This is a genomic window from Paenibacillus sp. NPDC058071 (genome assembly GCF_042885235.1).
Taxonomy (GTDB): domain Bacteria; phylum Bacillota; class Bacilli; order Paenibacillales; family Paenibacillaceae; genus Pristimantibacillus.
This window is the reverse complement of record NZ_JBHVSK010000001.1, coordinates 536351-551140: the sequence shown is the minus strand read 5'-3', so window position 1 is coordinate 551140 and position 14790 is coordinate 536351. Positions and strand designations below refer to the sequence as shown.

The 14790-nt window shown below is 49.6% G+C and carries 14 protein-coding genes; 9 read left to right on the top strand and 5 right to left on the bottom strand.

Translation table 11 applies throughout. The features are described from left to right. The first annotated feature begins 1 nt into the window (after position 1). Genes ACFVTB_RS02500 through ACFVTB_RS02485 form a run of 4 tightly spaced genes read left to right on the top strand, consistent with a single transcriptional unit; the run spans position 2 to position 4822 of the window. Positions 2-964, top strand: coding sequence for an NAD-dependent epimerase/dehydratase family protein (locus ACFVTB_RS02500; protein ID WP_387744628.1), 963 nt, complete (start codon positions 2-4; stop codon positions 962-964). 14 nt (positions 965-978) lie between these two features. Continuing rightward, entirely contained in the window at positions 979-2196 is a 1218-nt protein-coding gene (locus tag ACFVTB_RS02495) for a glycosyltransferase family 4 protein (protein WP_387744625.1), read from the top strand. Continuing rightward, positions 2193-3554, top strand: a complete 1362-nt coding sequence (locus tag ACFVTB_RS02490) for a glycosyltransferase family 4 protein (RefSeq protein WP_387744622.1) — start codon at positions 2193-2195, stop codon at positions 3552-3554. Before ACFVTB_RS02495 ends, ACFVTB_RS02490 begins: the two co-directional genes overlap by 4 nt. A 32-nt stretch (positions 3555-3586) precedes the next feature. Then, positions 3587-4822 carry a sialidase family protein gene (locus ACFVTB_RS02485; RefSeq protein ID WP_387744619.1) on the top strand — a complete coding sequence of 412 codons (1236 nt, stop codon included), beginning with the start codon at positions 3587-3589 and terminating at the stop codon, positions 4820-4822. A gap of 59 nt (positions 4823-4881) precedes the next feature. On the opposite strand, the gene ACFVTB_RS02480 is transcribed toward ACFVTB_RS02485, so the two are convergent. Continuing rightward, entirely contained in the window at positions 4882-5340 is a 459-nt protein-coding gene (locus ACFVTB_RS02480; protein ID WP_387744616.1) for a hypothetical protein, read from the bottom strand. 133 nt (positions 5341-5473) lie between these two features. On the opposite strand from ACFVTB_RS02480, the gene ACFVTB_RS02475 reads away from it, so the two are divergent. Further along, positions 5474-6115, top strand: coding sequence for a class I SAM-dependent methyltransferase (locus ACFVTB_RS02475; protein ID WP_387744613.1), 642 nt, complete (start codon positions 5474-5476; stop codon positions 6113-6115). A 77-nt stretch (positions 6116-6192) separates the two neighbouring features. Here the strand turns inward: ACFVTB_RS02475 and ACFVTB_RS02470 are convergent, their stop codons facing one another. Continuing rightward, positions 6193-7104: an NAD-dependent epimerase/dehydratase family protein gene (locus tag ACFVTB_RS02470; RefSeq protein WP_387744610.1), complete on the bottom strand. Its 912-nt coding sequence runs from the start codon at positions 7102-7104 to the stop codon at positions 6193-6195. 175 nt (positions 7105-7279) lie between these two features. Here ACFVTB_RS02470 and ACFVTB_RS02465 point away from each other — a divergent pair, with 175 nt between their 5' ends. Together ACFVTB_RS02465 and ACFVTB_RS02460 are read left to right on the top strand one after the other, a co-directional pair. Beyond that, positions 7280-8671 (top strand): glycosyltransferase, encoded by a 1392-nt coding sequence (locus tag ACFVTB_RS02465; RefSeq protein ID WP_387744608.1) that lies wholly within the window; start codon positions 7280-7282, stop codon positions 8669-8671. A 229-nt stretch (positions 8672-8900) separates the two neighbouring features. After that, positions 8901-9446 carry an HXXEE domain-containing protein gene (locus ACFVTB_RS02460; RefSeq protein WP_387744605.1) on the top strand — a complete coding sequence of 182 codons (546 nt, stop codon included), beginning with the start codon at positions 8901-8903 and terminating at the stop codon, positions 9444-9446. 126 nt (positions 9447-9572) lie between these two features. Here the strand turns inward: ACFVTB_RS02460 and ACFVTB_RS02455 are convergent, their stop codons facing one another. Further along, positions 9573-9956, bottom strand: a complete 384-nt coding sequence (locus tag ACFVTB_RS02455) for a VOC family protein (RefSeq protein WP_387744602.1) — start codon at positions 9954-9956, stop codon at positions 9573-9575. Positions 9957-10228: 272 nt separating this feature from the next. Here ACFVTB_RS02455 and ACFVTB_RS02450 point away from each other — a divergent pair, with 272 nt between their 5' ends. Continuing rightward, positions 10229-11263 (top strand): TIM barrel protein, encoded by a 1035-nt coding sequence (locus ACFVTB_RS02450; protein ID WP_387744599.1) that lies wholly within the window; start codon positions 10229-10231, stop codon positions 11261-11263. Between the two features lie 56 nt (positions 11264-11319). On the opposite strand, the gene ACFVTB_RS02445 is transcribed toward ACFVTB_RS02450, so the two are convergent. Next, on the bottom strand, positions 11320-12297 hold the full coding sequence (locus ACFVTB_RS02445) for a helix-turn-helix transcriptional regulator (protein WP_387744596.1): 978 nt from the start codon (positions 12295-12297) through the stop codon (positions 11320-11322). A 106-nt stretch (positions 12298-12403) separates the two neighbouring features. Here ACFVTB_RS02445 and ACFVTB_RS02440 point away from each other — a divergent pair, with 106 nt between their 5' ends. Continuing rightward, positions 12404-13633 (top strand): carbohydrate kinase family protein, encoded by a 1230-nt coding sequence (locus ACFVTB_RS02440; protein WP_387744593.1) that lies wholly within the window; start codon positions 12404-12406, stop codon positions 13631-13633. A 114-nt stretch (positions 13634-13747) separates the two neighbouring features. Here the strand turns inward: ACFVTB_RS02440 and ACFVTB_RS02435 are convergent, their stop codons facing one another. Beyond that, positions 13748-14650, bottom strand: coding sequence for an SDR family oxidoreductase (locus tag ACFVTB_RS02435; RefSeq protein ID WP_387744590.1), 903 nt, complete (start codon positions 14648-14650; stop codon positions 13748-13750). Positions 14651-14790 lie beyond the last annotated feature (140 nt).

Genomic DNA, 14790 nt, shown 5'->3' with positions numbered 1-14790 from the left:
TATGAAAATAGTCGTTACCGGCGGAGCCGGGTTTATCGGTTCGCATTTGGTGGACCGATTGCTTGGCGCGGGCCATACGGTTTGGTCGATTGACGATTTCTCGAATGGAAAACGGGAGTTTCTAGCCCAGCATGCTTCCAATAACCGTCATACGCTTATCGAGGGCTCGGTAACGGATCGCGGATTGATGAAGAACTGGATCGATAAAGCTGACGTTATCTTTCATCTTGCAGCCGTATTAGGCGTTAAAAATACAGTGGAAGATCCGCTCAAGGTCATTGAGGGCAATATTGACGGTACGAGAAATGTATTGGAATTGGCGTACCCGCGCCAAGCAAAAGTTATTTTTGCATCGACTTCCGAAATTTACGGTAAAAATAGCGAATTGCCATTCCATGAGCTGTCCGGCAGATTTTATGGAGCGCCGTCCGTTCACCGGTGGTGTTATGCGACCGCAAAATCGCTGGATGAGCATATGTGCTTCGCTTACGCCAAAAAGGGACTTCCCGTCACCGTTCTCCGCTACTTCAACGCCTATGGCCCACGACAAACGAATTCGCAATACGGAGGCGTCATTGCGAGATTCATCAAAGCGGCCTTGAATGGAGAGCCGCTCGAGGTTTATGGCGACGGAACGCAGTCGCGCTGCTTCACCTACGTCGACGATTCGGTGTCCGGTACGGTCGCTGCGCTCAGTCCGAACGCAAATGATCAGGCGTTCAATATCGGAACCAATCGTTCCATTACCATTAGAGAGCTTGCCCAGTTGATTGTTTCCAGTGCCGACTCAGCCTCGCCGATTATATCGAAGACCTATGATGAAGCGTATGGACCCGGCTATGAGGATATGCCCGCCCGGGAGCCGGACTTGACGCGCGCGGGAGCCGTATTGAGCTATCAGCCCTCCGTATTGCTGGAGGACGGAATTCGCAAAACAATCGAGTGGTACCGCAACCGGGCGTAGCAAGGAGGATACGAATGAGAATCGCTATTGTCTCTTATTGGTGCGTTCCGTACACAGGCGGCGTATCCACTTATGTGCTGGCGCTGCGGAAAGGGCTTCAGGACAGAGGGCATGAGGTTGATATTTTATCCCATGACGGAACCGGGACGAACTATCATAACATGGACAAAAATGTATGGCTGAACAAGGAGTTTGTGCTAAGGCCAATCCGAGATCAGATCGCCAGACAATATAACGATAAAGTAGGCGGTTATGATCCGTGGCTTGCCGCCATGAAAGCGGAACGTCTCGCTTTCCGGCAAGCGCTGTCGGTGTTTACACTAAATAACTACGATATCATCCATGCGCAAGATGTCATTTCGGCTATTTGCGTATCGGAAGTAAAACCAGCCGGCACGCCGCTCGTTGTAACGCTGCATGGGAGGCTGGCAGCTGAGTGGGAGTATCAAGGAGCTATCGCGAACGGATCAGCGTCATGGCAGTGGGCCCATGAGCTTGATCGCTTCGGCAGCACGGTTGGCGACCGTGTGATTATGCCTTCGCAATGGCTGCTGAAGCGATATGATTCGTTCAGGAAGGCCAATGAGCAAACGGACATTGTTCCTTACGGAATGGACACCATTGCCTTTCTGCGAGCGGCCGCAATCCCTTCTGCGAATTCGGGCAAGGAGGGCGGTAAATTGATTGTATGTCCGGCTCGCCTGGACCCGGTCAAAGGCCATCACGTACTGCTGCAAGCTTTAGCCGCGCTTGCCAGTCATCGTTCGGATTGGATCTGTTGGCTGGTCGGAGACGGTCCGCTTCGCGGTCATTTGGAGCAATTGGCGATCCAATTCGGTTTGCAAAACCGCGTCCGGTTTCTGGGCCATCGAAACGATATGCCGGCCTTATTAAAGGAAGCGGACTTCGTCGTTGTACCAAGCATCCACGATAACACCCCATTCGTTGTCATGGAGGCGCAGGTTTCCGGCAAAGCGATTATCGCTTCGGAAGTGGGGGGGATTCCGGAAATGATTGCAGACGGAGAGAACGGCCTGTTGTTTCCGCCTTCGCGAGCCGACCTGCTGCATGCGGCGATAAACCGGCTGCTGGACGACGACAGCCTGCGTATACGGCTAGCAAATCAAGCACGGCTGGACGGTTTGCGAAAGTGGCCGATCAATTTGATGACTGGGCGAACGGTTGCATTGTACGAACGAACGCTCCTTGCAGCGCAAGGAGGCAATCGATGAAAATACTGATTGCAACTTATTGGCTGCTGCCGCATGTCGGGGGCGTTTGGGCTTATATTCAAGATTTGAAAGCGAGCCTTGAGCGACAAGGGCATCAAGTCGACATCTTTGCCCGTCATCCTGACAAAATGAGCTATTATATGATCCAATCGGGGAGCCGAGTAGACAAGAAAAGATTTATAAGCGTGATTGAGCCGTATATACGCGACGCTTATGCGCCCTATGCGGGCAAAATTGATTCATGGATCATCGAGCAAGAAATCGAATTATGCGCCTTTGCTTTGGCCGCTTCCTTTTTCGGGCTGCAAAAATACGATCTCATTCATGCGCAGGACGTCATCTCCGCTAGAGCTTTATGGCAAATTAAACCGGCTGGTATTCCGCAAATCAACACCATTCACGGGTGTCTGGCCAATGAATACTGGCTTACCCGCGGCGGTCAGGTTCCGCAAAACTCCATTTGGAAATATGCATGCGCAAGAGAGTATTACGGCGTAACCTCCAGCGATGTATCAATCGTCCCTACGCAATGGCTGCATCGCATCTTAGCTGGCTACAAGGTGCCGCACGCTCATATGGAAGTCATCCCATACGGAATGGATATCGTTCGTTTTTTATCGCGAATGGAAGAAGGGGCTGCATTATCGTTTCCGAAATCGACAAGCGTAATCATATGCCCTGCCAGGATGGACTATGTAAAAGGGCATAGTTGTCTGCTGGAAGCTTTATATAGACTGAAACAGTCAAGAAGCGATTGGGTTTGCCTTCTGGTAGGCGATGGAGATTTGAGGCAGGAGCTGCAGCAGAAGGCTTCGCAGTTTGGACTGGATCAACACGTCATATTTATGGGCAACAGAAGCGATGTTCCTGCGCTGTTGAAGCACTCTGATATCGTCGTCCTTCCCAGCTTGCATGACAATCAGCCGTTCACGGTTATGGAGGCGCAAGTCGCGAAAAAGGCAGTCGTCGCCACGGATGCGGGAGGGATACCGGAAATGATCACGCAAGGGGTTACCGGACTTCTGGCCCATGCGGGCAGCGCCGGTCACTTGATGGTTTGTTTAAAGGCGCTGCTGGATGACCCCGCACTGCGCAATCAATTGGCGGCAAACGGCAGACAATGGGGGTTGATGCAATGGTCGCTGCCTACAATGCTGCAGCGGACGTTGTCGCTTTACGATGATGTTCTAAAAGGTAAACGGGTGCGAACAGCGGCGCATCCTCCTAAAAGCGTGAACAAGTATACGCCCCTGGTACGCACGGCCTTTTACAGCCGTTACAATATGCAGATTCCTACATCGTTCTCTCTAGTTGACGATCATATCGTTGGTTCTATTCTGTTTGGGGCAAGCGGCTAATAAATAAAAACCAAATTGGGAGGAAAGCGATTATGGTTAATATTCAAGTGACGCCTGGAGGGCCTCAGCAGGAACCATCGATCACGCTTAATACGTTGAATCAATCGACAATTATCGTAACAACAAACGACTTGCGGTCGGGCAATAATATGACGACAATTTATCGATCGATTAACGGGGGTGCCTCGTATACTCAATTGCTGCAGCCGCCTCCTGCCGGTTTCGCAGCTTCGGGAGACGCCGTAGGCGCATACGGTTACCGCAATCTCTTTCTAGTTGCGGCTACGGCGCTCAACGTCAATCCGGTGCGAGACTCTTCTATCATCGTGTACCGGTCGACCGACAACGGCGCCACCTTCTCGACGCCCATTATTGTCAACCAAGGATTTGAGACCGCTGTTTATAATGATAAGCCGGCGTTAGAGATCGACACGGCAAACGGCAGTCCTTTTTTGGGTCAGGCGTACATTGCTTTTACACGTTATTTTAACAACTTTACGAGCTCGGAGACGTTGTTTACACGCTCATTGGACCAAGGTTTGACCTGGTCAGCTCCGATACTACTAACCAATCAGGTGCAGAACGTTTCGAATTTTGGCTCGACGATCGCAATCGGACCGAGAGGTGAGATCTATGTCGGTTGGATGCAATACGGGCCGGGCACACCGCAATTTCTATTGCGAAGATCGGATGACGGCGGCGTAACTTTCGGTCCGATAGTCAACATTTCCAATGTATCATTGGTGCCAACGCCGCTCCCGGTCCCGACCTTCGGCTTCCGTGTTTTGACGATTGCTTATTTGGCTGTCGATATTTCACCATTTAATGGAGGAGGGGTTGTTTATGCCGCCTGGCAGGACAATCGGACCGGAAGCGCACATATTTTCATGTCGCGCTCTACTAACAGCGGTGTCTCATGGTCGACGCCGATACAGGTCGACGACAGTCCAGCAGGCACGCAAAACTTTTTGCCCAATTTAACCGTTTCCCGCGATAATGGGTCGGTGCAAATTATGTATTATACCAATCGGGTCACAAGCAATCTGATCGATGTCTTCTTGGCAGTATCCAACAACGCCGGTTCTACGTTTCTGCCGAATACGCGCATAACGAGCGTTTCTTTTAACCCGAATGCCGATCCGTCTCTCGGTACGCCGACACCCTCGATTGGCGACTATAACGATCTTGTCATTAATGCTGCAGGCAATACGATTACCGTATGGATGGATACTCGAACCGGCTCGCAAAATATTTTCGAAAATTTGTAGCAGTAGAAAACAGGCACGGAAGTCCGCGTGAACGGATTCCCTGCCTGTTTTTTTACGGATTAAAGGTATACGATTCCGTCTAAGTGTACGGGGCCGGTGATGGTTGCTGTGTTTTGGCCGACATGTTCAACGGTGAGCGCATATTGCTGGAAAGTGCCTACAATAGGTGCAATTGCCGTTTCGGTATGCTGGAAGGAGGTTGTGAAGTCGAGAGCGACCCAAGGGCCTTCCTGCGCGGTTCCGAGGAAAGCGGAATCGGTCGTCTGGAATACGACAGGCGCTGGTGCGCTAATACCGCCGCGTCTAATACGGAACAGAAGCTTTGGCACAATATTTAACGTTAGCAACTGGGCTTCCCAACCGATTGTCGCTTTGAGCTCAATCCGATTGTTAATGCTGTTAATATTTAAAAAGATCGAGGTCAGCAGCACTTCAGCACCGGGAGCAATGAGAAGAGGAAGAGACAATGTATTCTGGGGGATCTCCTGGAATTGATAATCGTTAATCGTAACAGCCATTTCTTTCACCTCCTTTCATTAAAAAGATGTGGTATTAGGTGATCATATCGATTTTTAAAGAGAAGAAACGTTTCCTTACCGAGAGTAATAGAATAGATTAATCTATTGGATTTGCTATTAGGAGGAATGGGGAATGGATGACGAAACGACAGAAATGGAGCGCATGTACGCGACCTCGTTCTATGACGTAATGATGGATCATCATTACCGGTATCACTATGCGCTGCGTTTTATTAGCCGGCACAGTTTTGTTTTGGACGCAGCTTGCGGATCAGGATACGGTACGAACTACTTGGCAAAGCATTCAGAATGCGCTCTGGCTGTCGGGACCGATCGTTCGGAACATGCGCTGGAATGGGCGCTCCGTTATTTTCACCATGAGAAAGCGGTCTATCTGAATTCGGACCTTTCCGGCGATTTTCAAGCGGACCTGCCCATTAAGCGCTATGACTTAATCGTTTGCTTTGAAACGGTGGAGCACATGCGGGACGACCGGTCCTTTGTCAAGAAGCTCTATCGCTGTCTGAATGATGAGGGAATTCTACTAATCTCGGCTCCGAATGAAAATGTCATTCCGTACTTGAAAAATCCGTATTATGCTGGAGGTGTGAATCCGTACCATTACCGGCACTATCGTCCTAAGGAGCTGCGAGATTTATTGAAAAAATGCGGCTTCCAGATTCTCCAGACGGTAACGCAGGATAATGAAACCTATGAAGTCGTGCCAGGAAGGGAAGATGGCTTTACGACGATTGTAGTAGCGGGTAAAAAGTAACCCTAGATGCCAAAACGATCCTTTATTGCTGTGAGAGGCGATAAAGGATCGTTTGATATTCGGCGTCTGATTAGCATTTAGTTGTTGTAGTGCCTGTACGTCTCGATAAGCGCCTCTGCCAGACTGCTCGTTGGCTGCCATTTCAGCAGCTGTCTTGCTTTATCGTTCGAGAGGCAGCTATTGAGAATATCTCCTTGTCGTGCGGGGCCGTATTCGATTGCGACGGGCTTGCCGTGCAGTGTTCTTATAAGCTGTGCCAGATTGTTGACGGAAGTGCGAAGACTGGTGCTTATGTTGATCGTTTGCTGGTCGCCGTGATCGATAGCCGCCAGATTAGCTTGAACGACGTCTTGAACGTAAATAAAGTCGCGCGTTTGATTGCCGTTTCCATGGATGTGCAGCGGCTGGCCTTGCTGGAGTTTGTTCATAAAGATAGCGACAACGCCGCCTTCGCCTTTCGCCGTCTGACGAGGGCCAAACACGTTGCTGTACCGTAAAATGGTATAGTTCAACCCATACAAAGCGTGAAAGAGCCGAATATACTGTTCTCCAGCCTGCTTGGAAAGCCCGTAATAGGAGATCGGGGCCGGGGCAGTAGTTTCCTTCAAACGATTGTGGACCGAATCGCCGTAAACCGCGGATGTAGAGGAAAATATGACTTTGCGTACACCCGCTTGCCGGCAGGCTGACAGCAGACGAACCGTCCCTACAACATTGATATTGGCATCATAAGCAGGGTCGGCCACCGAACGCTGAACATCCACTTGAGCCGCCATATGAAAGACGACGTCCGGTTTTATTTGCTCGACCATACGAATGAAGGAATCGCTCGTAATATCTTCATGATGCAGAACAGCGGCAGGATTCACCCAACGGCGGAATCCAGTAGAGAAATTGTCGACGACGTGCACCTCGGCTCCAATGCCGATTAGCGCGTCCGTGAGGTGGGAGCCGATAAAGCCGGCGCCTCCCGTTACCAAGCATTTCATAACCCAACTCCTTGCAGGGTATCGATATGGTTCATAGTACGCGCCATGCCGGAGTTGGATAAGTACGTTCGTCACAAAGGATTTCGCCCGTTTTTCTGCACATATAGACAATCGAACAGTTAGCTGAAAGCAATGCGGAATATCGTGATTGTGAATAGGAGGAGGTAAATGTCTCATGCCGATTAAACCGAAGCTGTTTGCCTTTTCTCATATTTGCGGAACTTCCTATGTAACCGGAGCGGAAAAAGCGCTGCTCTTTCTGATGAGCGAATTGCAGCCGTTTTTCGATATTACGCTAGTTGTGCCAAATACAGGTTTTATGTCCGAACGGGCCACGGAAAAAGGGATTCCGATTATTCAGCTATCGATCCCGCTAACGGATTTCATATATTTGGCGAAACCTGACATCGATGATGAACTACAGAAACTTAAGAGTACGGAATCGTATGGGTGGCTTCTCCAGCTGTTGGCGAACGACAGACCGGAAGCCGTCTTAGTCAATACCGCTGTTCATCCTCTGCCAGCTATGGCGGCTAAGGAGCAGGGCATCCCAGTCGTCTGGTCCATCACTGAGACGATTCGCAAAACGCCTCATACAGCCGCTGCCGCAGCTGTGATCAATCAATTCTCCGATTGGATCGCCGGTATTTCGGAGACGGCTGTCGAGCCGTTAAGAAATGATAGCGTTGCTGCACACGGCCGGGTGCACGTCCTGCCGCCATCCTGGTATCCCGAACAGCTTCGGCCGGACGAATGGGAAGTGAATCGACAATCGAGGCGCCAGCAGCTTGGCATAGAGGCCCGGCATACGCTGGTCGGCTTTATCGTTTCAGCGATTTACGATAGCAAAGGGTACATCCCTTTTATGGATATGGCCGCCGAATTGTCCAGCCGGCATGCGAATGCGATGTTTCTTGTTGTCGGGAATCCCGTCGACAAGAGCTTGTATGAAGAGGGTAAAGAAATCGTTCGGCGGCGGGGATATTCGGAACGCGTGCGATGGGTACGATTCGAGGAACAGATAGCAACGCTTTATCCGGCCTTGGATCTGTTAGTCGTGCCGAGCTTAATTCCGGAAGGCTTCGGGCTTACCGCCTTGGAAGGTCTGATGTTCGGTAAACCGGTCGTGGCATTCGGTTCAGGCGGTCTTAAAGAAATTATGGAGCAAACGGGCAATGCCGATAACGCCGTGCCGGCTGGGGATCTCGCGGGTCTTGTGGAACGGGTGCATCGATTCCTGCAAAACGAAGACGCTAGGACAGCAGCGGGAGAACATAACCGCCGGGCAGTCGAGCGTGTCTACGGACTGGATGCGTACCGGCAGAGATTGCAAAAACTGTTGGATGTCCTCCTTGCCGCTATACCGGAAAGGAAAGATTCTGATGCAGGGTTGAACGTTATAAATAGAAAGCCGCGCAGGGGGCGGAAGAGAGCAGGTCGGCGCAACAAAACCAGACCGTCAAGGAAACGGAGCGGCGCAAAGCGTCAAAGGAAAAGAAGCGGTGGCAGACGTTACGGCGCCAGAAGAAGCAGGCGGCATCGAAAAATGGCCAAAAGGGCCAGATGAAACAGTGCGAAAGCCGCTTAGATCGGCTTTCGCACTGTTAGCGTGAGTCAATCAAAAAGTAGCGAATGAACTCATTTAACTTAGCCGTCTGCCGGACGGCATTTTTTATTTTATGGAGAATAGAAACGGTATTACATATTTATCCAGAATAAACATAAATCAAAGCGGCTTGTCCTTGAATGGAGTATTAGAGCCATGCCCTATTTTAGGAACGGGAAGAGGTGCAGGCGTGATTGGTTTTTTGGATGTGCAGATCGGAAGCGCAGCTTTGATCTGGCTTTTTCTAGCGGCGTTTATGATCCATGATTTGGAGGAGATCATCGTTATGGAAGGGTGGATGCGGAAGCATCATTCGTCCTTACAAAAAAGGCTGCCGCGAACCTTCGCAAGATTGATCGGCAAGCTCGGCCCGATGACCGGCTCCCGGTTTGCGGTTCCGGTTGCGTTCGAGCTTATCGCTTTTATTCCTATCACTTTCTATGCGGCGGAGCGGCAGCAGTATGCGTTTTTTCTAGGCATTAACGCGATTATGTTTATTCATGTTTTTACTCATTTGGGGCAAAGCTTTTTACTTAAACGCTACACGCCTGGAGTGGTCACCGCTGTTGTTGTAGCGCTGCCTTATTCGGCCTATTTATTTTACCGATTAATCAGCGACGGGCTGATTACATGGAACGACATTTGGTTGAGCCTTCCTTACGGTGCAATTCTGGCTCCTATAATTGGGTTAGGTTATTGGGCTAGCCGGTATTTGACTCCTGCTGCCGTTGAATAGCTCTGTGACTATTCTTTAGAGTACATCAGGTTACTCCTTTGCAAGTACGGCCCGAAATATTGTACAAGAGGAAGCCGCTGTGAGCAAATGGGAGAGGGGTCGAATACTGGATTTTGGATATTGCGATCAATCTGGAAGAAGAGATTCTAAAAACTCAAGCCGATTTCCAAAAGGATCGTTTACATAGAAGCGTCTTATTCCTTCCTCAACCCGTGCCTGATCGTCAATTGTTTGAATATGGTTGCGGTGAAGGTGCTCTCGCAGTTCATTTAAGTTCTGTACTCGAAATGCGGGGTGGGCCTTTGCAGCGGGAACAAAATCTTTTTGTACTCCGATATGGACTTGATGAATACCGCATTGAAACCAGACGCCGCCGCGTTTTTTTAGATTTTCAGGTTTTGGAATTTCAGCCCAACCTAAGAGGGTATTGAAGAAATGCCGAGCTGCTGTCTCGCAGCCTTCCGGGGCTGCCAATTGAATGTGATCTAAACCGTAAAAGTGGTATGTCATAGGATCTCCTCCTTGTCAGTTTCGTTGAGTGAAACTTAGTTTCATTTATTAGTTCCATTTTATAGTGATTTGTGGTGAAATTCCAGTTGTTTTTATGTGAGTTTGAAAGCAATTATCCTTAAGAAAAGAGCCTGGCATTTCTATGAGAAAATAATCGTAAAATTGTAGGCGCGAAATCGTAAACAAATACATGTCGGGCGTGAACAGATCGATTATCGTTAAGTGGCAGATGTTAAAAAAGCAATCCACTACTTAACGAGGGAGTCGATACGATGTCACAGTTTAAATTTTCGGTAGGTCCTTGGAATGTTCATAATGGAGCGGATACTTACGGGCCGCCTGTACGTAATGAAATCGAGTTTGAGGAAAAAATCAAGAAATTCGCGGAGATGGGCTTTAGCGCTATTCAGTTCCACGACGATGACGCCGTACCTAACATGAATGAGCTGACGGAAGAGGAAATCAAATTAGAAGCGAGAAATGTGAAAGCGCTTTTAGATAAATATAATCTGGTTGCGGAGTTTGTTGCCCCGCGTCTATGGATGGATCCGCATACGATCGAAGGCGGCTTTATGTCGACATCGGAGAAGGACCGCGAGTTCGCTCTCTGGCGCTCGTACAGATCGATTGATATTGCTAATGAGCTTGGCTGCGACAAATTGGTGTTGTGGCTAGCTCGGGAAGGGACGTTATGCGCCGAAAGCAAAAGCCCAGTTGAGGCGACGAAACAGCTGATAGACGCGCTTAATTCGATGTTGAGCTACGATAAAAATATTAAAATCCTGATCGAGCCTAAACCGAACGAGCCAATCGACCGCAGCATTTGCGGCACGGTGGGACATGTTCTAGCTGTATCCGCCGCTACGATCGATCCTTCTCGGGTCGGCGCGTTGATGGAATCGGCGCATGCGGTGCTGGCCGGTCTCGATCCCTCTCATGAGCTTGGCTTCGCCATGGCGATGAATAAGCTTTGGGGGGTTCACTTGAACGACCAGAACGGAATGAAGTTCGATCAGGATAAAAGCTTCGGGGTGGAGAACCTTCGTCAAGCGTTCAATCAGATTAAAGTATTGAAGGAGAACAACTACGGCGCTAACGGCGAATACGTGGGGCTCGACGTAAAAGCGATGCGGACGACAGGCGATAAAGACAGCTATAAGCACTTGGAGAACAGCTTGAAAATCGTGAGAGCACTAGAGGATAAAGTGAACCGCTTCGACTATGACTTCCAGAAGAAATGCGTGGAAACGAGAGACTTTGAAGGTCTTGAAATGTATGTGATGAATTTGTTGATGGGAATCGAGTAGGCGGGCATAGCGTTAGGGCGCGGCGCTTCACAGCGGCAATGCGCCCTAATGGCTGTTCATCTAGGTATTATAGAGGCTGGTTCGACCGAGTCTTTTTCCATGAATGTCTGCTTGATTTTGTTCATGAGCTGCAAGCTTTCGGTTTCGGAATAAAACCGCTGTCCGCTTTGCATGTGCGAGGTTGTCCCATGCCTATCCCAGCTCGCTTTATTGTCTCTATATTGCTTAGGCGTACAGCCGATTTGTTTGACAAACATGCTATTCAAATAGCGGGTGTCGGAGAATCCGCTTTCAAGACAAATATCGATTAATCTTCTGTCGGTTTGCGCGACCAGTTGTCTCGCTTTCTCGAATCGCACCTGATTGAGATATTCTTGGAAGGTCATATTCAGGTTCTCTTTAAAAAAATGAGACAGATACGACAACGAAAGCTTCTCTTGTTCGGCAATCGTTGAAAGCAGCAGCTTGCCTGCGTAGTTTTCTTCAATATAGCTGAGAATGCGATTCATCCGATGAAGACGCTGTGTGTTTTTCGCCCGTTCTTCTTCGCTAATCAGATGATACGGCACTTTTTGCAGCAGCTCGTAAAACAATTGGTTCAGCAAGCTCGCGCACGCCATTTCGTAGGCTGGTTTTTGCTCAAAGTAAACATGAGCGATCTCGACAAGCAAAGACGATAACGAGCGGGCATCCTCGTCCGCAAGGCCGTCTGTCAGATTCGATAGATCGAATACGACGTTGGGCAGAGCGGGGAAGTAGGAGCTGCAAAACTTTGCCGAGACTTGCAATGATAGAATAAGCGCGCTTCCATGGGAGGCTCGCAGCTCATGAGGCTGGATCGGGTTGAATAAAATCATCGAATGCTTCGTCAAATGATAGCTTTCTCTTTTGGAGTTTACCGTCAATTCGCCGTCGAGCAACAAACAAATTTCAAAATCATTATGCAGATGCGAATTGCGATAGGATAAATGGACGAGAAAAGGGTTCATATACTTAATTCGGGGGTGCTTAATGACTTCGAATTCATCGTTCATAGTAGACCTCCGTCCATTGAAAACCGGCATTTATCCGGCAATTATATAGTAGTTTAGCATTTTTTTTGTCTATCGTCTTGAAATGTTTCCATTTGGAGGAATGCGTATGCCTGATATAAAGCTACCGTACTCGGTCATCGTAGGCGGGCATGTATGTCTCGATATTATCCCGACCGTGCAGGGCGGAGGCTTTCAAATGATTCCCGGAAAGCTGGTTGATGTCGGTCAAGCCGTTATTTCCACGGGAGGGGCCGTAGCGAACACGGGGATCGCACTGCATCGATTAGGCATGCCTGTCCGTCTGATGGGCAAGGTCGGCAACGACATTTTTGGCGAGGCGGTGCTTGCCGTTTTCCGCAAGGAGGGAGAGGGGCTAGCGGACGGTATGATTGTCGCCGAAGGCGAACCGACTTCCTACTCCATCGTCATTAGTCCGCCAGGCATCGATCGGATGTTCCTGCATTGTACGGGCGCGAACGATACGTTCCATTCCAGTGATGTGGAGATGGAGGCGCTCGAAGATGCGGGGCTTTTCCACTTTGGTTATCCGCCGTTGATGCGGCAAATGTATGTGGACGACGGTGCGGAACTGATTCGGCTGATGCGAAAGGTGAAGGAAGCGGGATTAACCACCTCGCTTGATTTGGCAAAGCCGGACCCCGACTCGGCGGCGGGGCAAGTGAATTGGAAAGCCATTTTAACCGCTGTATTGCCTGATGTCGATTTGTTCCATCCCAGTATAGAGGAAATACTCTATATGCTTCGGAGAGAGCGCTATGAAGCTATGCTGCAGCAATATGGCAGCGAACGATTGATTGAGCATGTCGACGGCGAGCTGCTGGAGGAGTTATCATCCGAACTGCTGCGTATGGGGGCGGCTATTGTTGTTTTGAAGCTAGGCGAGCACGGCTTATATATGAGAACGACGGCTAATGCCGCAAGGCTGGCCGAAACGGGAAGGTATAGCCCGCAGCTTCAGAACAACTGGCTGAATCGGGAGCTCTATATTCCTTGCTTCCAGGTCGAGGTTGCCGGCACAACAGGGGCTGGGGACTGTACGATAGCAGGTTTTCTTGCCGGTTTCGTTCAGGGTCTGACTCCGGAAGAGACGATCATTGGCGCAGTAGGAGCCGGGGCGTGCAACGTTGAACGGCCGGATGCGACAAGCGGCATTCAAGCTTGGCAATCTGTACAGGGGCGCATTGCAGCAGGTTGGGCACAGCATCGGCCGAAGCCGTATCTTGGTGGTTTTCAAACGGATGTGTACAGTGACACGATGATCTATTCTGGGCCCAAAGATCAGGTTCTTACGGTTGATGAGAAAGTAGAGTTGTAGCTTTTCGGGGATGAGAGCTGCACAGCGCAGCAGGATGGCAAAAAGAAAGCAGGGCTTGCGAAGAGCAGGCTCTGCTTTCTTTTTGGTATGGATAGAGCGGCGATGCCGTTCTGATTACGTTTCCGTGCTCATGCCTCCGTTGACGTGAAGGACTTGCCCCGTCACGTAGGAGGAGTCGTCGGATGCAAGATAGACATAGGTCGGTGCCAGCTCGAACGGCTGCCCGGCACGCTTCATCGGGGAAATAAGACCGAAGGTCTTGACGTATTCGGCAGAGTAGCTCGATACGATCAGCGGCGTCCATATGGGTCCTGGAGCCACAGCATTTACTCGAATGCCATAGTCGACAAGCTGAAGCGACAATGAGCGAGTGAACGTGACCACAGCGCCTTTCGTCGACGAGTAATCGAGAAGCAGGCTTTTTCCTTGGTAGGCTGTTACAGAGGCTGTACTGATGACCGTACTTCCGGGCTTTAAGTAAGGCAGCGCAGCTTTGGTTAAGTAGAAGTTCGGAAAAATATTGGTGCGGAACGTATCTTCCATCTGCTCATCCGAAATATTCAAAATGCTCTCTTGCGGGAATTGCACGCCTTGATTCAATATAAGCGTGTCGATTCTGCCGTACGTTTCTATCGTTCGTTTTACAATTTCTTTCGAGTATTCTGGTTTTCTTAGATCGCCCTCGATTAGCAAACATTGCCTGCCATATTTTTCGACAAGCTGTTTGGTGGTTAAAGCATCAACTTGTTCACGAGGCGTATACACAATAGCGACATCGGCGCCTTCTTTAGCGAATGCGATAGATACTGCGCGTCCGATTCCGCTATCTCCTCCCGTAATAATTGCAGCTTTATTTGCCAGTTTACCGCTTCCTATATAGTTAGGGTTATCGGAAATTGGCTGTGGCTGCATGATCGCTTGAATCCCCGGTTGCACATCCTGATGCTGAGGCGGGAAGGTGATCGGAACCTGATTGCACACGGTCTCTTGACTGTAATAGGGGTACACTGGAATCAACGTCAAGCCCTCCAAAAAATGAAGTTTAAACCCACTATATTCTTTATGGGCTTGGCAAGTGATTTTTGGAAATAGCAGCGAACAAAACCGTTCCGATCACCGGGACGGCTTTTTGTAATGGCTAAATAGGAAATCATATT

What these genes read in the sequence shown, in the direction of transcription:
- ACFVTB_RS02500 (WP_387744628.1), top strand. Translation starts at nt 2, where the DNA reads ATGAAAATAGTCGTTACCGGCGGAGCCGGGTTTATCGGTTCGCATTTG.
- ACFVTB_RS02495 (WP_387744625.1), top strand. Translation starts at nt 979, where the DNA reads ATGAGAATCGCTATTGTCTCTTATTGGTGCGTTCCGTACACAGGCGGC.
- ACFVTB_RS02490 (WP_387744622.1), top strand. Translation starts at nt 2,193, where the DNA reads ATGAAAATACTGATTGCAACTTATTGGCTGCTGCCGCATGTCGGGGGC.
- ACFVTB_RS02485 (WP_387744619.1), top strand. Translation starts at nt 3,587, where the DNA reads ATGGTTAATATTCAAGTGACGCCTGGAGGGCCTCAGCAGGAACCATCG.
- ACFVTB_RS02480 (WP_387744616.1), bottom strand. Translation starts at nt 5,340, where the DNA reads ATGGCTGTTACGATTAACGATTATCAATTCCAGGAGATCCCCCAGAAT.
- ACFVTB_RS02475 (WP_387744613.1), top strand. Translation starts at nt 5,474, where the DNA reads ATGGATGACGAAACGACAGAAATGGAGCGCATGTACGCGACCTCGTTC.
- ACFVTB_RS02470 (WP_387744610.1), bottom strand. Translation starts at nt 7,104, where the DNA reads ATGAAATGCTTGGTAACGGGAGGCGCCGGCTTTATCGGCTCCCACCTC.
- ACFVTB_RS02465 (WP_387744608.1), top strand. Translation starts at nt 7,280, where the DNA reads ATGCCGATTAAACCGAAGCTGTTTGCCTTTTCTCATATTTGCGGAACT.
- ACFVTB_RS02455 (WP_387744602.1), bottom strand. Translation starts at nt 9,956, where the DNA reads ATGACATACCACTTTTACGGTTTAGATCACATTCAATTGGCAGCCCCG.
- ACFVTB_RS02450 (WP_387744599.1), top strand. Translation starts at nt 10,229, where the DNA reads ATGTCACAGTTTAAATTTTCGGTAGGTCCTTGGAATGTTCATAATGGA.
- ACFVTB_RS02445 (WP_387744596.1), bottom strand. Translation starts at nt 12,297, where the DNA reads ATGAACGATGAATTCGAAGTCATTAAGCACCCCCGAATTAAGTATATG.
- ACFVTB_RS02440 (WP_387744593.1), top strand. Translation starts at nt 12,404, where the DNA reads ATGCCTGATATAAAGCTACCGTACTCGGTCATCGTAGGCGGGCATGTA.